Here is a 24870-nt window from a genome sequence, read left to right on the forward strand (position 1 = left end):
GGCAGATTTTTAGCTCAGCCACTTTTTAAGTCTTTCGTTATCTTTTTCCTTTCCAAAAAAAGAGTGACCTCATCCGTCAATGAAGTCACTCTTTCTTTGGATTTAACACTTATTCGTCAATGGCTGTTACATCAATGTTTAATTCAAACAATTGTAATGGAGAAACTAAACTTGGTGCGTTGTTCATTGGGTCAATTGCTTTCCCGTTTTTAGGGAAGGCAATCACTTCACGAATATTTTCTTCCCCAGCCAATAGCATTGCTAAGCGGTCTAGCCCTAAAGCAATCCCTCCATGTGGCGGGAAGCCGTAATCTAATGCGTCTAGCAAGAAACCAAATTGGTCTTGTGCTTCTTCTTTTGTAAAACCTAACGTTTCAAACATTTTTTCTTGTAATTCTCGTGTATGGATCCGTAATGAGCCACCGCCTAATTCGTAGCCGTTTAAGACAACATCGTAAGCTTCAGCATACACAGAGGCTGGGTCTGTTGCTAAGCGGTCCACATCCTCTGCTTTTGGTTGTGTAAATGGATGATGAGCAGAAACATAGCGACCAGCTTCTTCATCATATTCAAACAACGGCCAATCCACAATCCACAAGAAATTGAATTTCGATTCATCAATTAAACCTAATTCTTTACCTAAACGTGTACGTACCGCACCTAAAGCAGCGGCTACGATTTCAGGTTTATCGGCACCAAACATTAAAATATCACCGACTTCTGCATTGGTAGCAGCAATTAATTCATCACTAACTTCTGTTAAGAATTTAGCAATCGGTCCTTTTAAGCCATCTTCTTCAACTTTTAACCAAGCTAAGCCTTTTGCGCCAAATTGACTCACATACTTCCCTAAGTTATCCATATCTTTACGAGAATACTTATCTGCGGCGCCTTTTGCATTCAAAGCTTTCACATGTCCACCATTTTCCAACGCTGCTTGGAAAACTTTGAAGTCTACGTCTTTCACTACATCTGCAACATCAATTAATTCCATAGCAAAACGAGTGTCGGGTTTATCGCTACCATAGCGTGCCATTGCTTCGTCATAGCTCATTCGTGGAAACGGAACAGAAATCTCAATTCCTTTTGTCTCTTTCATCACTTCAGCCAACATATTTTCTGTATATGTTTGAATTTCTTCTGGTGTTAAAAAGGTCGTTTCGATATCGATTTGTGTAAATTCTGGCTGACGGTCGCCTCGTAAATCTTCATCACGGAAACAACGAACGATTTGGTAATAGCGATCGAAGCCTGCCCCCATTAATAATTGTTTAAAGAGTTGTGGTGATTGTGGTAAAGCATAAAAATGACCGGCATGGACACGAGAAGGAACCAAATAATCGCGAGCGCCTTCTGGTGTTGATTTGCCTAAATAAGGAGTTTCAATGTCTAAAAAGTCATGATTATCTAAATAGTGACGGATTGTTTTCGTTACTTGGTGACGTAATTTAATGTTGTTTGTCATTGATGGACGACGCAAATCTAAATAACGATATTTCATGCGCAATTCGTCATTAACGTTATTGTCATCTTCAATGGTAAATGGCGTTGTTTTCGCAGTATTTAAAATCGTAATGTCAGTCGCCATCACTTCAAACTCGCCAGTTTTCATTTTTGGATTAATCGCTTCTTTATCACGATAAACGACTTGACCTTTAACTTCGATGACGTATTCACTACGACATTTATCAGCAATTTCCCATGCTTCTTTTGACTTTTCTGGGTTAAAGACCACTTGGACGATTCCTTCACGGTCACGTAAATCAATAAAGATAACGCCTCCTAAGTCACGACGTTTTTGAACCCATCCTTTTAATACAACTTCTTTTTCAATAAATTCGGCAGATACATTGCCGCAATAGGTTGTGCGTTTTGCCATTTCTCAATCTCTCCTTTTTATTCTTCAATCATTTTTGTCATCATTTCGTCATACACTTCATCAAATGAATCATGAATAGCACTTAACGGGAAAGATTTTTCTTCGCGTGTTGCCATTGATTTTACGTTGACAATGCCTTCATTCAATTCATTTTCACCGATTGTTAAAACTAATTTTGCTTGTAATTTATCGGCCGTTTTAAATTGCGCTTTTGGTTTGCGATTCATGTAATCACGATCAGCTGAGAAACCAAAGTTACGAATGCTTTGAACAAGTTGCAAAGCTGCGACGTTGGTTTCTGAACCAATGCCAACCACATATGCGTCTAATTCAGATAACGCTGGAATCACAACTTCTTCAGCTTCCATTGTTAGCAACACTCGTTCAATGCCCATACCAAAACCAAAACCTGGTGTGTCTGGACCGCCTAATTCTTCAACTAAACCATTGTATCGGCCTCCTGCACAAATAGTTGATTGCGCACCCATTTTAGGCGCTTCACTCATAATCTCAAAAATTGTGTGTGTGTAATAATCCAGTCCGCGAACCATATTACTATCAATTTCATAAGGAATTTCTAGTAAATCTAACATATCAGTTACTGCTTCAAAATGTGCTTTAGATGGTTCATTTAAATAATCTAAAATGGAGGGTGCTTCTGCGACAATCACCTTGTCTTTTTTATCTTTGCTGTCTAACACCCGCAATGGATTTTCGTGTAAGCGACGTTGTGAATCCTCGCTTAATTCTGCCATATGGGGCTCTAAATAATCGATTAATGCTTGACGGTACGTAGCACGTGTTTCTTTATCCCCCAAGGAATTAATAACTAATTTGATTTGTTGGATGCCTAATTGTTTGAAGAAGTCCAAAGCCATAGCCATAATTTCAACATCCAATGCTGGGTTTTCACTACCAAATGCTTCCACACCAATTTGATGGAATTGACGCAAACGACCAGCTTGTGGGCGTTCATAGCGGAACATTGGCCCCATGTAATAGGTTTTATATGGTTTCGTATATTCCGGACCATATAATTTATTTTCAACGAAGGCCCGAACAATTGGCGCTGTCCCCTCAGGACGTAGCGTCACGTGACGGTCTCCTTTATCATAAAAATCATACATTTCTTTTGAAACAATATCTGTAGTATCGCCAACACTGCGAGATATCACTTCATAATGTTCAAAAATCGGGGTTCTGATTTCTTGGTATTGATAATCTTTAAAAATCAAACGAGCTGTTTCTTCCACAAATTGCCATTTTTCAGAAGTTCCTGGCAAAATATCGTTTGTTCCTTTTGGTTTTTGATAACTCATTGTCTTTCTCTCCTTCTATCATTCCACAAAAATGTGTGCGCCATTTTCTTTTTTCTAAAAATGAAAAAAGCCCTTGTATGTTGAACATACAAGGGCGTAAAAGTCTCTTTTACACGGTACCACCTAGTTTTGAAAGATTTTACTCTTTCCTCAACGATTAACGCTCGTAACGGGACGGCTTTTCTTCCGTCCATCTCCAGAATGTCTTTCACTTTCACTGTTGAAGTTGCTCTCAGCCACGGCAACTCTCTCTTCGCAGACAGATGAAACTTACTCGTTCCTTCGTAGATTTTTAATATTATCTATAAACTACTAAAGTTCTCTTAGAAAGTCAAGGGGTTCCGACAGGAAAATCAATTATTTTTCTCGTGTATCAATCACAATGGTCACTGGACCATCATTGGTCAACGACACTTGCATATCCGCGCCAAATTCTCCTGTGGCTACCGCTATTCCTTCTGCTTCTAATTGTTGATTAAATAATTCATACAAAGGAATCGCCACATCTGGACGAGCCGCTTCAATAAAACTGGGACGATTGCCTTTTTTAGTTTTTGCATAGAGGGTAAATTGAGAGATACTCAGAATTGATCCTTCAATCTCTTGAATGCTGCGATTCATTTTTCCTTCGTCATCTTCAAAAACACGTAATTTACTGATTTTGCCAACAACATAAGCCACATCTTCTGGCGTGTCTTCTTGATGAATGCCCACCAGCACCATGAAGCCTTGTTTGATTTGTCCCACTATCTGCTCTTCTATCGCAACTTGTGCTTGACTGACTCTTTGAATAACTACTTTCATCTTTTTTGCCTCACTTTTAACACTTACCCATTGGTTCGACGAACACTATAAACATCTGGTACACTTTTAATTTTGTCAACGATGGTTTTTAAATGAGAAAGGTTTTGAATTTTCACAGTGACATGAATCTGGGCCATCTTATCTTTGGATGGACGAGCTTCAACGCCGACTAAATTTTTTGTCATCGAACTAATGACTTGTAAAACATCACTTAGTAAGCCACTACGATCATAGCCGTAAATCTCCAAATCGGCAGCGTATTCTTTGCGACTGTGCTCGGTATCTTCCCACTCAACTTCAATTAGACGTTGTGCTAGTTCTTCTTGATGTTGTACGTTAGGACAGTCCGCACGATGAATTGAAACGCCCCGTCCTTTGGTAATGTAACCAACGATTTCATCACCAGGCACTGGATTACAACAGCGGCTTAAACGAATCAATAGGTTGTCCACCCCTTGAATCACGATGCCGCCTTCATGACGAACTTTCATTTTTTCTGATTCTTTTTTAGCTGGCTGATTTAACAACTCTTCTGCTTCTTGACGTTGGCGTTCCAACTCTTGTTCGCGGCGTTCTTTTTCTGTTAAACGATTGCACACTACTTGCGCACTTACTTCGCCATAACCTACTGCCGCAAATAAATCATCTTCCGTTTGAAATTTAAATTTATCTAGCACTTCCGCCATTTTATTCTTCGTTAAAAATTCTTTCGGTGTAAAGCCGATTTCTGTCATGTATTTAATGACAGCATCATGCCCTTTAATAATGTTATCTTCACGGTCTTGTTCTTTAAAGAAACGTTTGATTTTATTTTTGGCTTTACTTGTTTTAACCATTTTCAGCCAGTCGCGACTAGGTCCGAAAGAATTCGGTGATGTTAAGACTTCAATAATATCCCCATTTTTTAGGACATAGTCTAACTGTACCATTTTGCCGTTGACCTTCGCACCGGTTGTTTTATTTCCAATTTCAGTATGAATGCTGTAGGCAAAATCTAGTGGTCCGGAGCCTTTTGGCAGTTCGGTTACATCTCCACTTGGCGTAAAGACATAGACTTTGTCACTAAAAATGTCTTCTTTAACACCTTGCATAAATTCAGAAGCATCATAGCTTTCATCTTGTAATTCAATAATTTCATGGAACCAATCGACTTGCTTCGTCAGTTCATCTGTTTCAATTTTTTCCGCTTTGCCTTCTTTATAGGCCCAGTGAGCCGCCACCCCAAATTCGGCGATTTGGTGCATCTCATGGGTCCGAATTTGGACCTCTACTGGATTCCCTTTTGGTCCAATAACTGTCGTATGGATAGATTGATACATATTCGCTTTTGGCATAGCAATATAATCTTTAAAGCGACCTGGCATTGGTGTCCAACGTGTATGAATCGCCCCTAACACGGCATAGCAATCTTTAATGGAATCGACGATAACACGAATGGCTAATAAGTCATAGATTTCATTAAACTGTTTCTTTTGGTCCTTCATTTTACGATAGATTGAATAAATATGTTTTGGTCGACCATATATTTCTGCGTAAATTTCTAAATCTTCCGTAGCTAAACGAATATCTTCGACTGCTTCTGCCACATAAGCTTCACGTTCATCGCGTTTGCTTTGCATCAAATTAACAATTCGATAGTATTGGTTGGGGTTAATATAACGTAAGGCCGTATCTTCTAATTCCCATTTAATTCGACTAATCCCTAAGCGATGTGCTAAAGGCGCATAAATTTCTAAAGTTTCTTGTGCAATCCGTCGTTGCTTATCTTCACGTAAATGTTTTAATGTGCGCATATTGTGCAAACGATCGGCTAGTTTCACCATAATAACCCGTAAATCTTGCGCCATTGCCAATAACATTTTTCGATGATTTTCAGCTAATTGTTCTTCATGAGATTTATATTTAATTTTTCCTAGTTTCGTTACGCCATCGACTAACATTGCGATGTCTTCGCCAAATTCTTCTTTTAAATCGTCCAGTGTTACGTCCGTATCTTCGACAACATCATGTAAAAATCCTGTTGCTACAGTATGGGGATCCATATGTAATTCAGCCAGAATGCCTGCCACTTGAATCGGATGGATGATGTAAGGTTCACCTGATTGTCGGACTTGACCTTCGTGTGCTTTTTCAGCATAAGTTAATGCTTTTTGAACCAACTCAACATGTTCTGGTCCCATATAGGTACTTACAATTTTGATGACCGCTGGGCCTGTCAGTATTTCTTCTTTTGGCATGGTATTCACTCCTCTATGAAGGTGACCTTTGGATAAAGAACACTTCGTTCACGTTTTATCTATTTTAATAAAAAAGAAAAGTACCACTTGAAACAGTAGCACTTTCAACAACTCTATTATACTAAATTTCCCTTAAATTTCAATCACTGTCGCTTTTTTACTCTCTGTTTATTCAAAGAGAATGCCTACAAGAATTTTACAGGCGGGCTTTCGTTTAATTTAAAAGTTCCATTTGGTAGCTAACCGCACTTAAAAGATACAACGGTGCTGTTTCTGCTCGTAAAATTCTCGGACCCAACCCGCAAAGTTTCGCCCCAGCCTGCAGAAATTGTTCAATTTCTTGCGGTGCAAAGCCACCTTCAGGTCCAAAGAGCACACACAAACGTGCGCCTGGCTGGCAAGTGGATAATACTTGTGCTAACTGACTTTTTTCTCCTTGTTTTGCTGATTCTTCATACGCAACCAAGACTGTGTCATATGAGTCAAATTGCGCAATGATTTCTTGTGTTTTTTCCACCAAAGAAACACTTGGTGTCTGCTGCCGATGCGATTGTTCCGCCGCTTCTGTGGCAATTTTTTGTAATCTTTTTTCTTTGGCTGCTCTTTTTTTGTGGTCCCATTTGACAACGGAAGTTTTCGCAGGAAAGCCGATAAACTGATTGCCACCTAGCTCCGTGCCTTTTTGAACAATCCATTCTAACTTGTCCCCTTTTGGTAACCCACACGCAATCGTCACTTCAATTGGCAATTCTTTGTCCATTTCTTCTTTACTAATTTCTTTAAAGTAAACAGACGTTGGATCAATTTCCACAATCTCAGCTAAAATGGCAGTTTTATTTTGAAATACTAAATAACAACGATCATTCGGCGTCATTCGCATAACTCGCACAATATGATGATAGTTTTCATCTGCGACTTTATACAAATCTTTTTCTTGATAATCTTCTTTCATGAAATACCGTTGCATTTTACTCTTCCTCTGGTTTCTTCAAGATAATCGCATACCAATCGCCTTGATTAAAGAGTTGGTCCACCACAAACCCGACTTTCGTTAGTGCTTCTAAAACCATTGCTTTTTTATCTTCAATAATTCCAGAAATAATGAAGGTACCGTCTTGTTTTAGCAAACGCCAAGCATCTTCAATCATTAACACAATAATATCTGCCAAAATATTTGCGACGATTACATCAGCAGAATGGTCAATCCCTTTTAGTAAATCATTGGCTGACACATGAACATCGGCCGCAATGGGATTTAAATCCATATTTTCTTTTGCCGCTGCAACTGCTACTTCATCTAAATCATATGCGTAGACGTCTTTAGCCCCTAAATAGCGACTGGCAATACTCAAAACACCAGAACCCGTTCCTACATCTAGAACTGTTTCGCCACCACGTAAAACAGTTTCTAAAGCTTGCAAGGTTAAACGAGTCGTTGGATGCGTGCCTGTGCCGAACGCCATGCCCGGATCCAATGTGATAATTTTTTCTGCTTCATCTTGTGCGTGATAGGCTTCCCAACTTGGCACAATCGTTAAGAATCGTGTGACACGGACAGGATGATAATATTTTTTCCAAGCAGTTGCCCAGTCGCTTTCTGCTACTTCACTAATTGTCATTTCGTTTTTACCAATGGATAAGCCGTACTCAGGCAAGCGTAAAATATTTTCTTTCATAAATGGTAAAATTTCTGGTAAGAAGGTTGTTTCAGGAAAATAAGCCATCACAATCGCCCCTTCTTTAATGTGGGTGAATTGCTCTTTATCTAAAATTTCCCCATACAGATCACTTTCAAAATTTTCAATGTCCAACGCATCTTCAATGGCCACACCACTTGCGCCAGCTTCCATCATAATGTTTGAAATTGCTTCAACTGCTTCGCTAGCCGTTTCTACTTTTACTTCTGTCCACTTCATGTTCTCACCTCTAAATTAATAACTTGGATACGCAATCCATTGTTCTTTTTCTGTTTCTGCCACTTTTTTAATCATCGCTTCAAAATCTGCTGGCTCCCAATGCAATTCAAAAACTTCCGCTGTTTCATCTGATAAAAAGTCTAACAAATCACTTTGCCCTTCATCTAAAACCACTTTTAAATAGTGAATGAATCCGTCTAAAACTGCTTTGCGTAGCCCTTTTTTTCCTTCATAAGGAATTGTGACTAAATACTCTTCATCATCAACGACTGACTTTTGCGGATTATAAAATAACAAGCCATCTTCAAATTCAATGAATTCTTCTTCTGAAAGCGTACCGTCAACATCATCAATCGCCACTTGTTCATTGTTTTCTGCATATAAACGAACAATGACTTCGATGGTATGGTTTTTGCGATCCCAATCAAGGCCTACTTCGTAATCTGCTAAGTGTTTTTCAAGTTGTTCCTCTAAGTATGTGAGCATTGTTGCTTTTTTCATTTTCTTCATCCTTCCAGCCAAAATCTATTTGGTCTACTGCTGTTCTTTTTTGTTTAGAAATATATGGATTGCCAGCCACGACGTATCTTAAAGGCAACTCTGTCCAACGACCTTTATTGGGAATCCCAATTCGTGGTAGTGCCTCAATTTTTTTCGGAAATTTTCGTTTTTCTGGCACGAGCCGTAACGAACTAGAAAAAATCGACTGCCCATATAATTGCTTATCAATTCCTAAGGCTGCAACTAATTTACCTGGTCCATTGGTCAATTCCACGCCTTGACGTCCTTGGCGATTTTCAATCATTTTGTCAACACCTTCAACAGGTTCAATCGCACGGATCATCACCCCTTGTGGTTTGCCTTGTTCTTGTGTCACCATATTTAAAATTAAATGCGTGTGCATAGTATATAAATAAATCGTGCCTGGTTTGTCATACATGGCTTGTAAGCGTGGCGTTTTTCTCAAGCCAAAGCTATGGGCCGCCTCATCATCAGGACCTAAATAAGCTTCTGCATCCACAATGTACCCACCTAAAACGCCTGTTGCTGTTTCGTTCTCTAAATACATCCCTAACAAATATTGTGCCACTTCTTCAGTTGTTTTTGTGTTAAAGATATTTATCGTTTCTTTCATTTCTTTCACCACTCCCTATCATACACGAAACCTTCCGCTATATCCATCTAAAACCCAAAAAACCACCAAAAAGCGAATGTACGTTCTTTATGTTATAATAAGATGATTATGAAAAAGGAGGTCCTTTTATGCAACAACCTTTAGCCTATCGAATGCGACCTCGTCACTTAGACGAAGTGGTTGGTCAACAACATTTAGTCGGCCCTGGTAAAATTATTCGTCGGATGGTCGAAGCCAAAATGCTTTCATCGATGATTCTTTATGGGCCGCCTGGCACTGGTAAAACCAGTATTGCCAGCGCAATCGCTGGTTCAACAAATTATGCCTTTCGCATGTTGAACGCGGCCACAGACACTAAAAAAGATTTACAAATCGTTGCTGAAGAAGCCAAAATGAGTGGCACAGTGATTTTACTGCTTGATGAAATTCACCGATTAGATAAAACAAAACAAGATTTTTTGCTCCCTCATTTAGAAAACGGACGAATTATTATGATTGGAGCCACTACCGAAAATCCATATATCACAATTAATCCTGCGATTCGTAGTCGCACGCAAATTTTTGAAGTAAAGCCTTTAACAGAAACAGACATTCAGCAAGCGATTCAAGAAGCCTTAACCGATAGCACACGTGGCTTAGGCGATTATCCCGTCCACTTAGAAGAAAAAGCATTACAACATTTGACACGCGCAACGAACGGTGACTTACGTAGTGCGCTAAATGGACTAGAATTAGCTGTTAAATCAACACCCAAAAATGAACAAGGCGAAATTAAGATCACCTTACCGATTATTGAAGAGTGCGTGCAACGAAAAGCCATAACCCATGATAAAGATGGCGATGCCCATTATGACGTGATTTCCGCTTTCCAAAAGTCGATCCGAGGAAGCGATGTAGATGCTGCACTTCATTATTTGGGTCGCTTAGTTGAAGCAGGTGATTTACCGATTATTTGTCGTCGTTTAATGGTCATTGCTTACGAGGATATCGGTCTTGGGAATCCTGCGGCCGCCGCTCGGACAGTCACCGCTGTTCAAGCCGCCGAAAAGCTAGGGTTTCCAGAAGCTAGGATTCCTCTAGCTAGTGTCGTCATTGATTTATGTTTATCGCCAAAATCAAATTCTGCAGTCACAGCGATTGATGCTGCTTTGGCAGATATTCGACAAGGCTCTGTGGGAGACGTTCCTGATCATTTGCGTGATGCCCACTATGCTGGAGCCAAAGAATTAAACCGTGGTATTGGTTATCAATACCCACATAATTTTGAAAACGGTTGGGTCAATCAGCAATACTTACCTGACAAATTAAAAGAGGCACGTTATTACGAGCCGATTGATATTGGTAAATATGAACAAGCCTTACATCAGCAACTCAAGCGTATCCAAGAATGGAAACAGAAAAAATAACAAAATAATACGCTTTCAAAAAAAGAAACAATCTCGTTGCCGATTTTGAGAGAGTATGCTATTATAAAGATGGTAAATCTGTGATGTACGCGTTGTCCTTTCACTGTGTTGACCGAACATTTTTATTGATATCTAGGGATCCTGCTTGTATCAAAGTTGGTAACATGCCTTTTCTTTTGGTAGTTCAATACTGCGATCGAGGAACCCACCTGCTTATCTTGCGGGTTCAATACTCTAGGACGATTACCGGCATCGACGGATTTTACCATTTTTATGAAGATTTCTAAACAATTTGCTCTGGCAAGTTGTTTTTTTTTGGAGGACAAGATGATTCGTATACTCGTACTATTACTCGCCGTTGTCACAGGCGTAGCCAGTTATTATTTGATGAAGAAAAGTGCAGCTTTTTTACCACTCTTAAAAAAAGAAACTGCAACAGAAAGTCAACAGTTTATCGAACGTTTTGGGCGTTATTACTTGATTATCGCCATTCTAGGTGTTCTAGCGGCTATTTTTAATCGCCCGTTATTGTCAATTGGTTTTATCTTTTTTGTTTTATTACTTTCAACGTTGTTTAGTTTAACTTTTGCAAAAAAAATGTCATAAAAGACGATGAATTTAAAGAGCGTGGGACAAAAATCACTTTGGATTTTTGCTCCACGCTCAAAAACTGATAAACGGCGGGAACAGAAGCAACTCCTTCGGAAATAAGCCGGAATTCTCCAAAAATTAAAGAACAATTTTCGGAAATCCCTTCTTATTTCTCGGAGTTAAACGCTTCTATCCCGACCTCTTTTTTTACAAAAAAATGCCAATATTCAGAAAAAAAGAAGCGGTTTCAGTTTCTTTTTTTCTTTATTTGTTTTACAATTATTATAGAAACAATTAATGATTTTTTTTACGCTGAAAGGAGCGGTTATTATGTTACAACAATATCAAAAAATTATGATAGCAATCGATGGTTCTGACGAAGCAGACTTAGCCTTTAAAAAAGCGGTCAACGTCGCTAAACGAAACGATGCTGAATTACTATTAGCACATGTTGTTGATACGCGCTCTTTCCAATCAGTGTCCTCTTTTGATGGTGCGCTAGCAGAAGAAGCAATGTCAATGGCAAAAGAAACCTTAGACACCTACCAACAACAAGCGGTGGATATGGGACAAACAAAAGTCTCTAGCGTTCTAGCCTATGGTTCTCCTAAGAACATTATTGCCAAAGAATTACCAAAAGAATACAACATTGATTTAATTATGTTAGGAGCAACTGGATTAAATGCCGTTGAGCGTTTATTTATTGGCTCTGTCTCTGAATCAGTTATCCGTAACGCTAGCTGCGATGTTCTCGTTGTACGGACGGATTTAGACAACAAATTACCAAAAAATGAAGAAAAATAAAAAGAAACTGAGCCAACTATCACTTTTGATAGTTGGCTCAGTTTTTTCTTATTTACCTATTAAGCACACCTTGTGAGAGCATCTCACAAGATGTGTTCGTTTAATTATTTTAGACGTTCTACGTCACGGGCAATCATTAACTCTTCATCAGTTGGTACTAACATAAGCTTGATTTTTGAATCATCAGTTGAGATAACTGCTTCTTCACCGTGTACATTATTTTTGTCATCATCGATTTCACAACCAAACCAAGTCATGCCATCAATAATATCTTTACGAACGCCAACTGCATTTTCACCGATTCCAGCAGTAAAGACAATCGCATCAACGCCATTCATAACAGTGACATAGCTACCAATGTATTTACGAATACGATCGATAAAAATGTTGTATGCTGTTTGAACTTCAGGTTTATCTAGATTTGATTGAATATCGCGCATGTCGCTTGATAAACCATTTGTTAAACCTAATAAACCAGATTTTTTGTTTAAAATATCAACCATGTCTTGTACATCAGTCAAGCCAAGTTTTGTCATTAAATAAGGCAATAGTGACGCATCAACATCCCCTGAACGAGTCCCCATTGTAACACCAGCAAGAGGAGTGAAGCCCATCGATGTATCGACTGATTTTCCACCATCAACTGCAGTGATTGAAGCACCATTTCCTAAGTGACAAGTGATAATTTTCAAGTCTTCAATTGGACGACCTAGCATTTCTGCAGCACGTTGAGAGACATAACGATGACTTGTTCCATGTGCCCCATATTTACGTGCAGCAAATTTTTCATAATATTCACGCGGTACACTATATAAATAGTTGTGTTCTGGCATTGTTGTGTGGAACGACGTATCAAAGACTGCCACGCTAATGATTTCTGGTAAGATATGTTTAAATGCTTTAATTCCCATTGCATTCGCTGGGTTGTGTAAAGGTGCTAATTCAGATAAAGCTTCAATTTTTTCTAATACTTCGTCTGTAATAACAACAGAATCTTTAAATTCTTCTCCACCAGCAACTACACGGTGACCAACACCAGTAATTTCATCATAAGAACCTAAAATGTTTAAGTCGATTAATTGGTCTAGTAACATTTTTACTGCCACTTCATGGTTATCAATATCAACAATTACTTCATATTTTTGTCCTTCACCATATTTAATTGTGAAGATAGAATCTTTTAAGCCAATACGTTCAACGATTCCTTTAGCGATCACTTCTTCATTTGGCATTTGGTATAATTGCCATTTTAAACTTGAACTACCTGCATTAATTGCAATTGTTTTAGACATAATTTTCTCCTCTTCGTTACTATTTTATTTTAAATTTGAAGCTTTCCAAGCTTCAAATTGTTTAAAGAACTCCGTTACTTTATTGATATCTTTCAAAGAGGCAAGTTTTGCTAACAAAACTTCCTTCACTTGCTCAGCATCTGCACCCTTGTTTTGAACAAGCAAGATACTTTTACGTGATTGTTCTGACTTAAACAATTCATCAGGTAACTGTATCATTCCTTGTAAATAGACATTTTTTGTCAACCAATTTTTAAAGAATTCACTTTGCTCAGTCTCTAAAATATTGGTCGGGATTAAGAATAAGCCAAACCCTGCTGGCTTCACGTATTTCATAGCTTGCTCCATTAATAAATGATGCGCATAACTATGGCCTTCCTCAGCAGCAGCAGCAAATCCCTTTGCTCGCTCATCATTTGGATAATAGCCAATCGGTAAGTCACTTAATGCTAAATCAACTGGATCCAATAACAAATCTTGCAATCCGTCTTGATGGAACAACTGAATATTAGCTTGTGACCAAGCATTGTTCACAGAAGATACTGCCAAAAGTGTTTCATCGATATCCACACCATAACCAGAAACTTTGTAACCAGCTGTTTCAAGGTTCAGCAGAACCGTTAACAGTAAATTTCCCATTCCTGAAGCAGGATCTAAAATTTTTAATGTCTCTGATTTATTTGTTAATTGTTCTACTAAATAAACAAACAAAAAGCCAATACCGTCTGGCGTCAATTGATGATTTGCTTGAAGCTGCTCTTTTCTCGTTCCTTTTAACAAAAGTAATTGGGACAAGCGTCGCACATCTTCAGGAGCTAAATCAATATTTTTAATCGTATGATACAGCGTTTCTAATTGTTTCACTGTCTCTGGATTAGGTACTCCGTCAAGTACTCGTACTTGAAAATCATCTAAAATATTTTCACCATTTTCAATATACGCATCTAAAAAAGAAGTATCCAATGACTGTTGCAATAACTGGATTGCTTGTTCCATTGGCTCGAAAGCCTCTTCAATTTTTTCTGGGAACAAATTAGCACCTCTATTCTATTCAAAATGTAACAACTTCCATACCTGTTTTATTTTAACGAAAAAAGAAAGAATAATCAATGCCTTTACTGTCTTTCTTCTAAAATCTAATAATTTGTAGAAAAACAACGCTATTCCAGCATTGTTTCCGCTTTTTTTTGATGAGAAACTTTCTCTTGATATTGGTATTTTCGACCAGATTTGTTTAATAAAACAGTTATTCTTAATTGTTCATTTTTGTATGTATAATCGAGGGTTACTTGCTCGTACATGAGCTTTTCTTCTGTTTTTAACTTTCGTCTATTTTGTTTAACATCTGCAAGAAATAAATGAAGGATACTTTTCCCTGCATAGTATTCCTGGGTAGCTTGCGTAAATTTTTGTGTTAACTGACGTTCTTCTAGTAACTGAAGGGCGAGAAAACTCATCAAATAAACAAAGGCCATGGCCGTGAACAATAAGTTTCCTGAATATTTTTGCTTCATTAAAATTCTCCCTTTATCGGAAAAAAACTATCAAATGTTTTTCCAGAAGTAAAAGTAACTTCCAAAGTAAACGATTGTCCTTCATTTTTAAACTGGCCATTTTTGATACCAATTAACAGCGGTTGATAGCCTTTACCATTGACTCGCTTAATAATTTTATCTTCTTTGATTTGAATTGAAATAGTCTTGTTTGTTTCTGAGTCGAGGAAAGAAATCTCTTGAGCAGAGCCTGTTTGGAAAACAAGCTTTTGACATTCTTTTTCTAATTGAATTAAAAATATATGCCAGGATTTCGAATCATTGTTTTTCAAATATTGATTTCCGATAAAACTTTGTTGAATCATCAACTGAAACAATTGACACATACAACTTAAAACGACTAGTGCCACTAAACACTCTAACATCGTAAAACCCGCATATTTTTTATTCACCAATCAAAATCGCTCCTCTTGAATCTGTGACTTTTAGTATCCTTCTTCCCTCGTTCTCCATCAAAGAAAATCGGTAAGTTTCTCCTTGATATATCCGCTCTTTGAAACGTAAATCACCCGTCTGCTCTAAAAATAAAATTGCTTCGTATCCTAGACGAGTACGCGTTAATTGTTGCTCCCGTTGATAATTTTGCTGAATTAATTGTGTAATAGTCAGGGAGAATATCCCTGCTACCACACATACAACACTAAAACTAACGAGACTCTCTAATAAAATAAAACCACTATAAATAGTTAATTTTCTTCGTATATTTGCCACTCCCCATCTGAAATTGTAAAATAAGTTGCTGTTTCTTTTCAGTCCAAGTAAAAATATATTTCACTAAACGGCCATTGTTCCCTGACGAATGAAGAAAACTGAGCTTGTTTGGACCACTCACTGTCATTTTTTCAGGTACAGCTAGCGAAGTCCTTCCAGCTGATTGGTTCAATTTATCAGGAAATGAAAAGCTTTGTTGTTCTTCAAAAAACCAAACTTCTTGTGTTTCCTCTAAAACAATTGCTTGCTGTTGCGCAAAACGAAGTTGTTTTTCTACCGTAGCAAGAAACTGTTCAATTTTTAACGTTTCTTGCCAGCGGTGAATAGCGAGTGTTGGGAGCATAGTCATAAAGCAAACAATCGTCAAACTAGCAAGTGTTTCCATTAATGTGAATCCTGCTGACTTGTTCATTGCTTTTCTGCTATATATTTATCTAACTGTTCTTTAGTAATGTAGCCTTCGTTGACTAATTCATTTAAGGAAGGCGTCCTATTTTTTTCTAGTGTATAGAGCTCGATTTGTGATTCCACAATTTTTACGATTGCTTCATTGCCTTTTTTATCAACTGTTTCTTTATGTTTCGCTAAGTTAGGGACAAAAAGTAAAATCAATACGGAAATAATCAATAAGACAATCAACATTTCTAATAATGTAAACCCTGCGTATTTTTGTTTCTTTTTCATTATAAAACTCCTTCCATATTGCCATAAATAGGCAGCAACATTGCCCCATAAACACCGATAATTAAACAAGCAATTATGATAAAAATAAATGGTTGAACAAGAGTAATAACTCGTTCAATTTTTTTGAAAAAACCTTGGAAACAGACATTACTATAAACCATCAACTCCTTGCCTAATTTTCCTTTTACTTCTCCTTGTTGAATCATTAAACCCAATGCTTTTGTAAAAAAAGGATAAGCAGCTAATTGTCTATGTAAGGTTTCACCAACTAGCAGACCTTCACTAATTGCTCCAGCTAATTCTTTCATTAAGGGGTAATTGGTTGTATGGCGCATCAAATCGATGACTTCTTTCATTTCTAATCCTTGTGCGAGCAACTTCCCCCATTCTAGTGCAAAAAAAGCACTGACGTATTCCCGATAAAGGCCACGGATAATTGGCAATTTCAGATAAATGAACGCTCGCTGAATAGCAGACTGATGCTTCAAATAACGGCTTAAAATAAAGAAACTAAATGAGAGGACAAAAACTAAGGTAACCAGAATGTACGGACTGTACACAATCAGAAGAATCCCAATATTTTTAGAATAACTATTGGTATCATTTTCCATTAATTGGGGCAATAAAAATTGCCGAATACCAACAATGACGAGAATCAAAAAAACAATCAGGAGCAGCGGATAACTAATTATTTTAAAGAACTGTTGCCGATATTTTTCCGTTTGAAAAAAATGTTCGGAAATCGCTTGTAGTGTCCCTACCAAATCCCCGTGTGCGGTAGCAAACGATAATTGAGCCGAGACCATTGTTGAAAATCCTAATTCTTCGACTAAAGCTTGTAAGGCAATGCCTGAGGAAAAACCTTCAACTAAAAAAGTTATACTGTGCTGAGGTAATGCGTTTGATTTTTTCATGAAGGAAAAACTTTCTTGTATATTAAAACCATTGGCAAGTAAATCCGCTAATAGTTTCAAAAAAAGCTGCTGTTGTTTTTTTGTTAGTTTATTCGATGGCTTGAAAATACGTTTTTTCTGTAATAAACCCATACGCCCACGCCTTTCTTAGATTCTTTTGCCAACTACTCTTTATAACAGCTTCCTTAAAGAAGAAATAATCATAAAGAATTCCCGCTACTTGTTCCTTATTAATCGTGGTTGTCAAAATCTGTTGGTAAATGATACCTTGCAAGCATTCAGCCAATTCATGCTCTGGGCCACCTAATTCTATCAAACGCCGTTGCACCCCCAATAAGTTACGGGCGTGAATTGTCGCAAAAATAGTATGACCCGTTAAGGCGGCTCGAATAACTGCTTGAGCCGTCTCGCCATCACGAATTTCACCAATAATCAAAATATCAGGATGATGGCGCAAGCAAACTTTGATCAAGGCTTCGTACGTTAACTGAATTTTTTCATTTGTTTGCAACTGTAAAAACTGCTTTTCCTCAATTTCAACAGGATCCTCAATTGCTATCACTTGTTGTTCGCCACTTCTTTGTTTAGCCACACGATACATGGTTGTTGTTTTCCCAGAACCAACTGGCCCACTGAATAAATAAAGTCCTCGTTTCTGACAAGATGCTTCAATTTCATTCAGCTGGTGGGGAAAGAAAAAATGTTCAGCTTGTTCACCAAATCGGTGCAAAAAACGAATCACTAAGCTCTCTCGATTCTGAAAATCTCCCACAGATGATAAACGCAAGCGTTGCTTCGTCTCGCCAATTAGATAAGTTGTCGCGCCTAATTGTGCTTTTCGTCTTTCTCCGACATCCATGCCGCCGATAAATTTAAAGTGGAAAATTAACTTTTCGCCTATTTCTGCGGAAACTTGTGTGTAAGGTGTCCGTTGCATCCCTGTCCGAAAAGAGATGGCTATTTCAGTATCATTAGGTAAAAAATAAACGTCTTGCGCTCCATGAAGAACGCCCCATTCAATTAATTGATGGGCTAATTTTTTTACATTTTCAGTCATTCATTTCCTCCTCTCACTAATAAACTACGCATTTATTTTATGATTTCAGCAAAAAAAAAGAACCTTCACCAATAAAGATGAAGGTTCTTTTTTTGAAGTTTGCGCTGTCCATCTATCTTCCCCAAAATAGTGGAACTCCTAGACACTTAATATTATACTAAAAAAATCTTGCGTTTAGTTTTCAAAAATTTCTCTGAATCACAAAATTTTTGAGAAAAACTATGATAATCCGATTGGATCGTTTACGTTTTTGGCTTCGTTTTTTGTTTATTAACTAAATAAACTGGAATTCCTAGAAGCGTAATCCCTATACCAATCAATGCAAGAATAGGCTGTGTAATACTCGTTGTAACCAAGATAAAGATACCACCTAGACTTGCGATAATTGGAATAATTGGATAGCCAGGAACTTTATACGGACGTTTTAATTCAGGTTCTCGTTTTCTTAAAATAAAAACGGCTAAGAAAATTAATAGATTAAACAGCCACATAACAAAAACTAACATATCCGTCAATAAATCGAAGGTCCCGAAAAACATCATAATAATGGCCACGGCTAACTGAAAAATTCCAGCAACGTAAGGAACAACAAAACGTTTAGACAACTTTTGAAACTGACGACTAAAAGGCATCAGATTATCTAAGGCTAAGGCATAAGGAATCCGAATCCCTGTCATTGTGTAGCCGTTTAACGCACCATATACAGAGATTAAAATCCCAATAGTTACGATTTTGCCGCCAATTGGTCCAAAAATAGCCACAGAAGCATCCGAAGCTGCATTCAAATTCCCAGCGATTTGCTCAATTGGTAATGTTTTTAGAAACACAAAATTAATTAAGGCATAAATTAAAGTAATCAATAACAAACCAAAAATAATGGCTTTAGGCAAGTCTCTTTCTGGTCGCTTCATTTCACCAGCCACGTTACCCACACCTAGCCAGCCATCATAAGCAAACATGGTGGCAACTAAGGCACCACTAAAAGCAACTAAAAAGCCAGTATTCGCTGTTGTTTCAATGGGAAAAAGCGAAACAGCTACTTGTCCTGGAGTAAATAACCCCACTAAAGAAATCAAGGCAATTGGAATCAGTTTTACTACCAATGTCGTTGATTGGACCAAAGAAGCAATTTTTGTTCCTAATAAATTAATTATCGTGATACTGGTTCCCGCAAGAATGGCAATTGGAATCAATAAATTTGCCGATAAATGAAACAAATTGATTAGTTGTGTACTAAAAATAATGGATAACGCCGAAATATTGGCAGGATAATAAATGATACTTTGTGCCCAACCTAAAAGAAAACCAGCTAATTTACCATATGTATATTCAATATACTTCACGGCGCCACCTGTTTCAGGGATTGCTGTAGCAAGTTCGGCGCTGGTTAATCCTGCACAAATGGTTAAGGCACCACCTAACACCCAAGCAAAGATAGCTAAACTAGCTGACTGTGCGTGTCCAACGACACTCGCAGCTTTAAAGAAAACACCAGCGCCAATCACCGTACCCATTACCGTGGATAACGCGCCAAACGTTGTGATCTCTCTTTTTAATTGCTTTTTCTCCATAGACTCCCTCATTTCATTTAAACTAAACAAGCGTAACAAAATTTTCACTTTCTTGAAAAGATAACGAAAATAATAGCTGTTTTCATGAAAAATTCTGTAACGATCTCTTTTCAGTATAGCTATTTCTTTTAGAATTTCAAGTTTGAAAACCACAAAAAGAAAATTTGTCATAAAAGTTTTAGAGCATTCATCTTTTGTTTATAAACAAGAACTGAGAAACCGACGATTTTTCATTAAATAAATGAAAAATCGAATCAAAAAGAAACCTTTCTGATCCGATTTTAACTACGTTATTGGTTTTTGACTTTTTCTTTTTTCATTTGTTTGCTGCGTAATTGTCCGCAAGCCGCATCAATATCTGTTCCGTGCTCTTTACGAATAACACAATTGATGCCATTCTTTTTGAGTACATCATAAAATTTTAATACCGCTTCTTTAGAGCTTCGGCTATATTGATCGTGTTCACTCACTGGGTTATACGGAATCAGATTAACATAAGAAAGTTTTTTCTTATTCCGTAGTAAATCTGCTAATTGTTGAGCATGTTCTGGTCGGTCGTTCACTTGACTCAACATAATATATTCAAATGTAACACGCCGGTTGGTTTTTTCAATGTATTCATCAATTGCTGCCATTAATTTTTCAATTGGAAAACTACGATTAATCCGCATAATTGATGTACGGACTTCATTGTTAGGAGCATGTAATGAGATTGCTAAGTTTACTTGTAGTCCACTGTCTGCAAATTCACGAATTTTTGGCACTAAACCACTTGTTGAAACTGTAATATGGCGGGCACCAATAGCCAACCCTTTATCATCATTAATCGTTCGTAAAAAGTTCATGACATTGGCATAATTATCAAATGGTTCACCAATTCCCATCACAACGACATGGCTAACACGTTCATCCAACCCACGTTCATCGAAATAATGTTGTACCCACATAATTTGGGCGACAATCTCGCCAGCAGTTAAATCTCTTTGTTTTTTTAATAGCCCGCTAGCACAAAATGTACACCCAATATTGCAGCCAACTTGAGTGGTCACACAAACAGATAATCCATATTCTTGACGCATTAAGACTGTTTCAATCATATTTTTATCTGGTAATTCAAATAAATACTTCACAGTACCATCCTGCGCTTCTTGCACAATGACTTGTTTTAATGGATTTAATGAAAAATTCTCTTCTAATAAAGTCATCAGCGATTTAGAAATGTTCGACATTTCACTAAATGAAGCAACACGTTTTGTATACAACCATTCCCACACTTGTGTTGCGCGAAATTTCTTCTCGCCATGGGCTAAAAACCAGTCCACAAGCTGTTCTCTCGTCAGTCCATAAATGGATTCTTTCTGCATTTCTTTTCCTCATTTCTGCTATTACATTCGCTTCATAACTATAACGTATTCTCACTTTGAATGCAATATCACGAAGAGCATCAAAAAAAATCGTTAAGCGTGTATACTTAACGATTTTTTATAATTAATCTTTCACTAAGTGATAAACTTTTTTGAAGTAGAACGTTCTGGCAATTAAATAGTAAACGACCTGAATCAATAAGAAAACACCTAAAACTTCCCAGCCAGCTAATTGCATTGGCTGATCTAAGACAGCATACATTGCTTTCAAAGCAACAGCTCCATGAATAAATGAAACAACAATTGGGGTAAAGAATAAAATACCTACTTGTTGGTAAATCATTTTCTTCAATTCTTTTTTCGTCAAACCAAGTTTGTAAATCATCTTGAATTTTTCAACGTCTGTATTCATATCACTGTATAAACGGAAGTATAAGAAACTACCCGCAGAGACAAAGAACACGATACCGATAAATAGTCCGACAAATAGAACTGGCGTATAATGTTGCGTAATGGCTGCCGACATTGCAGCTGTTCCTACTAACATGGGATACTTGTCACCAATGATATTTTCTGCTTTTATCAATTCTTCACGATTGGTTCCTGCTTTGGGCTGCCAAATTGTTTCTGTTTCCGCTTTGATTCCATCAGTTGAGGTACTATCTGGGATAACAACCACACCGCCAAAAGTCGGTAATACATTGGTTTCTTCTGTTTTATCAATGTTTAAAACTTGATCATTTCCCAATTGAACAGATTTGACATCTACTGATGCAGCAGAAGGAGCATCTTTTTGTGATAAATTAACTACTTTCTCACCTGTTAAAGTTGGTTCATCTATAAATTTTGCAAGTTTATTATATTCAGATGTTTTAATCAATTGGATACCGGCACTTGTTTTGTACATTGTGTAATCAATCTGATCAAACTGAATATTTTTTTCTTGGAATGTTTTTGTCGCAAATTGTTTCATTTCTTGATTTTCTGGGTTGGTCGAATCAGACAATGTCAGTTCGTACGGTACAGAACTTATTCCTTTAAAAATCATCTCGTTCACGCCGTATAACGTTCCAATGGCAGCAAAAGCGACCGTTGAAATCACCGAAACCAAGAAGAACGAACGTGCATTATCTTTCATACGGAAAGCCAAATCTGATAAAACGACCATATTGGTTTTTTTCCAAAAGATTTTTGGTTTCCGTTTTAAACGTTCAATGACAGAAACACTCAATTGGTCAAATAAGAATTTTGTCCCTAAAATAACTAAGAAAATTACTGGGAACATCACCATTAAAACTAACTGTCCCTTAGCAACTAAAGCAATTCCGTAACCGACAATTAAAAGTAACACGGCTAAGAAAGATTTAACTTTAGAGCTTTTGATTTCACCTTTACCCATTTCTCCTGCTTTTAATAGCTCTTGAAGTGTCGCTTTTGGCAAGCGGAATTGAATAAAGAAAGAAATTACTAAAAACAATACCGCAAATGAAATGACAGTAATGATAAACGGCATCACTGGCAAATAAAAACCTAAACCTAGATGCATCAATAAATTGCTAATCCATAAAATAAACTGTGAAAATCCAACACCTAAAATGCTACCAAAAATTGTAGCAAAGAAACCAATCACTAAGTTTTCAATAAAAATCATTTTCTTTAACTGTTTTGGACTCATCCCTTGAATCATCAAGGTTCCAAACTCTTTTTTTCGAGATTGGATAAAGACATCCATCGAGTATAAAACAAATAAGAAAGAGAAACCATAGATTATAATAGCCGCAGCCGTCATTCCCATTTGTGCTTTAGGATTTAAACCATTAGCTAAGGCTGGGTGAAAGACAAAACCAGTGAACGTAAAAAAGATCATCACAGAAAACATTGTACTTAGGAAATAAGCCAAGTATAAATGCTTATTTCGAATCGTGTTTCTTATAACAAACTGATTAAAATTCATTATCGACACCTTCAATCTCAGCCAGTTTCATCATGATTAAATCGTAGAACTCTTTTTGATTGCCATTTTGGACAATTTCATCAATTAATTCACCATCTTTAATAAAGACGATGCGCTTGCAATAACTTGCGGCTAGCGGATCATGGGTCACCATTAAAATAGTCGCCGCTTCTTCTTCGTTTAATTGTTGTAACAAACCCATCACATCCTTAGATGATTTCGTATCTAAGTTTCCTGTTGGTTCATCAGCCAATAATAATTGTGGATGATGAATCATTGCCCGCGCAACGGCGACCCGTTGTGCTTGTCCACCAGAAATTTCTGCAATTCGTTTTTTCAACAGATGATTGATACCTAAACGCTCACTTAATTCTGCTAATTGTCGTTTCATTACAGAGACTTTTTCTCCATCAAGCGTCAATGGCAAAACAATATTTTCTTCAACGGTTAATGTTGGCATTAAATTAAAGCTTTGAAAAACAAATCCTAATTCTGTACGACGGAATTTAGCAATTTGTTCTTGATTCAAATTGTTTGGATTTTTTCCATTTAAAAGTATTTCACCGTCTGTTGGACTATCGATTGTTGCCAATAAATTTAAAAGTGTACTTTTCCCACTTCCAGAAGGTCCCATAATACCAATAAATTCACCATCTTGGACAGTTAAATTAATCCCTTTTAAGGCTTCATATTTAATTTCGTTTCCGTAAACTTTTTTTAAATTTTGTACTTCTAACATATTTTCCACTCCTATTCTTCTCACTCATTTAGTGTATCGAAAACGAAAAAAAACGACAATAGAAAAGAATAACAATGAACTTACATTACTGTAAGTGCACTGTTATTCTTTTAAAAGTTATGCTTCATATTCAATCACATAAGGATGAATCTTCGTATTATAAATAGCTTCTGAATATTCTACGCAACGACCTGTTGGGCTTAACGAACGCCGAATTCTTTTTAAGCCCGTTGTTTCAGTTGTTTGCAACATCTTTTGCTCTGCTTCTGTCAAAGTTGCAACTTCAAAACGGTCTTCAAATTTATAAATTTCAATGGCATGGCGATCCATCAAACGATACAAGGATTCTTCCTTGTATTCAGTCAATGATACGTCTTTCATGGCAGCTGGCAAATAGTAATTAAAATAAATATAGGGTTGTTCATCGATTAGATATAACCGTGAAAGGTGAACCACTTCTTCTCCTAAAAATTGATAAGCCGTCATCTCTTTTGACAACGTCAAGTTTTCAACTTGTAAAACTTTTTTAGTTACTTTCTGACCTGATTCATTCAAAAATTCAGTGAACGTCCCTGCTTTTGATAGTTTATTATAGGGACGATTGCTTAAAACAGTTGTGCCCCGGCCACTTTTTTTCTCAACAAATTCTTCCGTTGCTAACATTTCGATTGCCCGCCGAATCGTAATTTTACTAACGTTAAACATCTCTTCCAATTCTGTTTCTGTTGGTAAAAACGTTCCTACTGGATACTTGCCACTCAAAATATCTTCTTTAATCTGATCTGCTACTTCTAAATAAAGCACGCTCTTTCTTCTCATGATACGCTCCCTCCCAACCGCACTATTCCTTTCTATTTTACCAGAAAATGATGATTATAACATGATGCTTTGCTGAAATTATAAAAAAAGAACAAAAATAGATAAATTTATCTATTTTTGT

26 protein-coding genes and 1 other RNA gene are annotated in these 24870 nt (G+C 37.2%); 4 read left to right on the forward strand and 23 right to left on the reverse strand.

From position 1 onward, the window contains the following. Positions 1-109: 109 nt before the first annotated feature. From aspS to IGJ52_RS08415, 9 genes are all read right to left on the reverse strand, one after another. Complete coding sequence (aspS, locus tag IGJ52_RS08375; protein WP_002377079.1) at positions 110-1879, reverse strand: aspartate--tRNA ligase; 1770 nt, start codon at positions 1877-1879, stop codon at positions 110-112. Positions 1880-1896: 17 nt separating this feature from the next. Further along, positions 1897-3198: a histidine--tRNA ligase gene (hisS, locus tag IGJ52_RS08380; RefSeq protein ID WP_002419687.1), complete on the reverse strand. Its 1302-nt coding sequence runs from the start codon at positions 3196-3198 to the stop codon at positions 1897-1899. Further along, complete coding sequence (locus tag IGJ52_RS08385) at positions 3195-3416, reverse strand: hypothetical protein (RefSeq protein ID WP_002383130.1); 222 nt, start codon at positions 3414-3416, stop codon at positions 3195-3197. The genes hisS and IGJ52_RS08385 overlap by 4 nt, the downstream gene beginning before the upstream one ends. 139 nt (positions 3417-3555) lie before the next feature. Next, positions 3556-4002: a D-aminoacyl-tRNA deacylase gene (dtd, locus tag IGJ52_RS08390; protein ID WP_002357080.1), complete on the reverse strand. Its 447-nt coding sequence runs from the start codon at positions 4000-4002 to the stop codon at positions 3556-3558. 23 nt (positions 4003-4025) lie between these two features. Next, positions 4026-6239 carry a RelA/SpoT family protein gene (locus IGJ52_RS08395; protein ID WP_002357079.1) on the reverse strand — a complete coding sequence of 738 codons (2214 nt, stop codon included), beginning with the start codon at positions 6237-6239 and terminating at the stop codon, positions 4026-4028. 214 nt (positions 6240-6453) lie between these two features. Then, positions 6454-7206, reverse strand: a complete 753-nt coding sequence (locus IGJ52_RS08400) for a 16S rRNA (uracil(1498)-N(3))-methyltransferase (RefSeq protein ID WP_010823775.1) — start codon at positions 7204-7206, stop codon at positions 6454-6456. Position 7207: 1 nt separating this feature from the next. Then, positions 7208-8155, reverse strand: coding sequence for a 50S ribosomal protein L11 methyltransferase (gene prmA, locus IGJ52_RS08405; protein WP_002357075.1), 948 nt, complete (start codon positions 8153-8155; stop codon positions 7208-7210). Positions 8156-8170: 15 nt separating this feature from the next. Next, positions 8171-8656 carry a DUF3013 family protein gene (locus IGJ52_RS08410; protein ID WP_010713278.1) on the reverse strand — a complete coding sequence of 162 codons (486 nt, stop codon included), beginning with the start codon at positions 8654-8656 and terminating at the stop codon, positions 8171-8173. Then, a complete protein-coding gene (locus tag IGJ52_RS08415) occupies positions 8613-9290 on the reverse strand; it encodes a DNA-3-methyladenine glycosylase (protein ID WP_010715314.1) in 678 nt (225 codons plus the stop codon). Before IGJ52_RS08415 ends, IGJ52_RS08410 begins: the two co-directional genes overlap by 44 nt. 128 nt (positions 9291-9418) lie before the next feature. Here IGJ52_RS08415 and IGJ52_RS08420 point away from each other — a divergent pair, with 128 nt between their 5' ends. The 4 genes from IGJ52_RS08420 to IGJ52_RS08435 all read left to right on the forward strand — a co-directional run bounded on the left by IGJ52_RS08420 (position 9419) and on the right by IGJ52_RS08435 (position 12091). Beyond that, positions 9419-10696, forward strand: a complete 1278-nt coding sequence (locus IGJ52_RS08420) for a replication-associated recombination protein A (RefSeq protein WP_002419690.1) — start codon at positions 9419-9421, stop codon at positions 10694-10696. A gap of 72 nt (positions 10697-10768) precedes the next feature. Next, positions 10769-10962: non-coding RNA, 6S RNA (gene ssrS, locus IGJ52_RS08425), on the forward strand. A 7-nt stretch (positions 10963-10969) separates the two neighbouring features. Then, a complete protein-coding gene (locus IGJ52_RS08430; RefSeq protein WP_002357068.1) occupies positions 10970-11302 on the forward strand; it encodes a hypothetical protein in 333 nt (110 codons plus the stop codon). Positions 11303-11617: 315 nt separating this feature from the next. Then, positions 11618-12091: a universal stress protein gene (locus IGJ52_RS08435; protein ID WP_002357065.1), complete on the forward strand. Its 474-nt coding sequence runs from the start codon at positions 11618-11620 to the stop codon at positions 12089-12091. A 104-nt stretch (positions 12092-12195) separates the two neighbouring features. Here IGJ52_RS08435 and IGJ52_RS08440 read toward each other — a convergent pair whose 3' ends face one another. The 14 genes from IGJ52_RS08440 to IGJ52_RS08505 form a co-directional block, all read right to left on the reverse strand. Continuing rightward, positions 12196-13383: an acetate/propionate family kinase gene (locus IGJ52_RS08440; protein WP_002419691.1), complete on the reverse strand. Its 1188-nt coding sequence runs from the start codon at positions 13381-13383 to the stop codon at positions 12196-12198. Between the two features lie 24 nt (positions 13384-13407). Next, positions 13408-14415, reverse strand: coding sequence for a class I SAM-dependent methyltransferase (locus tag IGJ52_RS08445; RefSeq protein WP_002425943.1), 1008 nt, complete (start codon positions 14413-14415; stop codon positions 13408-13410). A 128-nt stretch (positions 14416-14543) separates the two neighbouring features. Next, positions 14544-14897, reverse strand: a complete 354-nt coding sequence (gene comGG, locus IGJ52_RS08450) for a competence type IV pilus minor pilin ComGG (RefSeq protein WP_002419693.1) — start codon at positions 14895-14897, stop codon at positions 14544-14546. Continuing rightward, positions 14897-15331 carry a competence type IV pilus minor pilin ComGF gene (gene comGF, locus IGJ52_RS08455; RefSeq protein ID WP_002357060.1) on the reverse strand — a complete coding sequence of 145 codons (435 nt, stop codon included), beginning with the start codon at positions 15329-15331 and terminating at the stop codon, positions 14897-14899. The genes comGG and comGF overlap by 1 nt, the downstream gene beginning before the upstream one ends. Next, positions 15321-15647: a type II secretion system protein gene (locus IGJ52_RS08460; RefSeq protein WP_002419696.1), complete on the reverse strand. Its 327-nt coding sequence runs from the start codon at positions 15645-15647 to the stop codon at positions 15321-15323. The genes comGF and IGJ52_RS08460 overlap by 11 nt, the downstream gene beginning before the upstream one ends. Further along, positions 15613-16059 carry a competence type IV pilus minor pilin ComGD gene (gene comGD / locus IGJ52_RS08465; protein ID WP_002419697.1) on the reverse strand — a complete coding sequence of 149 codons (447 nt, stop codon included), beginning with the start codon at positions 16057-16059 and terminating at the stop codon, positions 15613-15615. Before comGD ends, IGJ52_RS08460 begins: the two co-directional genes overlap by 35 nt. Further along, the gene (gene comGC, locus IGJ52_RS08470) at positions 16056-16331 is read right to left on the reverse strand and encodes a competence type IV pilus major pilin ComGC (RefSeq protein WP_438792025.1); all 276 of its coding nucleotides are present in this window, start codon (positions 16329-16331) and stop codon (positions 16056-16058) included. The genes comGD and comGC overlap by 4 nt, the downstream gene beginning before the upstream one ends. Further along, positions 16331-17377, reverse strand: a complete 1047-nt coding sequence (gene comGB / locus IGJ52_RS08475) for a competence type IV pilus assembly protein ComGB (protein WP_061101237.1) — start codon at positions 17375-17377, stop codon at positions 16331-16333. The genes comGC and comGB overlap by 1 nt, the downstream gene beginning before the upstream one ends. Then, entirely contained in the window at positions 17334-18302 is a 969-nt protein-coding gene (comGA, locus tag IGJ52_RS08480; RefSeq protein ID WP_002374519.1) for a competence type IV pilus ATPase ComGA, read from the reverse strand. The genes comGB and comGA overlap by 44 nt, the downstream gene beginning before the upstream one ends. A 242-nt stretch (positions 18303-18544) precedes the next feature. Next, positions 18545-19873 carry an APC family permease gene (locus IGJ52_RS08485; protein WP_010816624.1) on the reverse strand — a complete coding sequence of 443 codons (1329 nt, stop codon included), beginning with the start codon at positions 19871-19873 and terminating at the stop codon, positions 18545-18547. A gap of 290 nt (positions 19874-20163) precedes the next feature. After that, positions 20164-21237 carry a 23S rRNA (adenine(2503)-C(2))-methyltransferase RlmN gene (gene rlmN, locus IGJ52_RS08490; protein ID WP_002356987.1) on the reverse strand — a complete coding sequence of 358 codons (1074 nt, stop codon included), beginning with the start codon at positions 21235-21237 and terminating at the stop codon, positions 20164-20166. Between the two features lie 124 nt (positions 21238-21361). Further along, positions 21362-23191: an ABC transporter permease gene (locus tag IGJ52_RS08495; protein ID WP_002419701.1), complete on the reverse strand. Its 1830-nt coding sequence runs from the start codon at positions 23189-23191 to the stop codon at positions 21362-21364. Then, positions 23181-23930 (reverse strand): ABC transporter ATP-binding protein, encoded by a 750-nt coding sequence (locus IGJ52_RS08500; RefSeq protein ID WP_002419702.1) that lies wholly within the window; start codon positions 23928-23930, stop codon positions 23181-23183. Before IGJ52_RS08500 ends, IGJ52_RS08495 begins: the two co-directional genes overlap by 11 nt. A 117-nt stretch (positions 23931-24047) precedes the next feature. After that, positions 24048-24749 carry a GntR family transcriptional regulator gene (locus IGJ52_RS08505; protein ID WP_002419703.1) on the reverse strand — a complete coding sequence of 234 codons (702 nt, stop codon included), beginning with the start codon at positions 24747-24749 and terminating at the stop codon, positions 24048-24050. Positions 24750-24870: the final 121 nt, after the last annotated feature.

Source organism: Enterococcus sp. DIV1758, assembly GCF_051711985.1.
Classification (GTDB): Bacteria; Bacillota; Bacilli; order Lactobacillales; family Enterococcaceae; genus Enterococcus; species Enterococcus faecalis.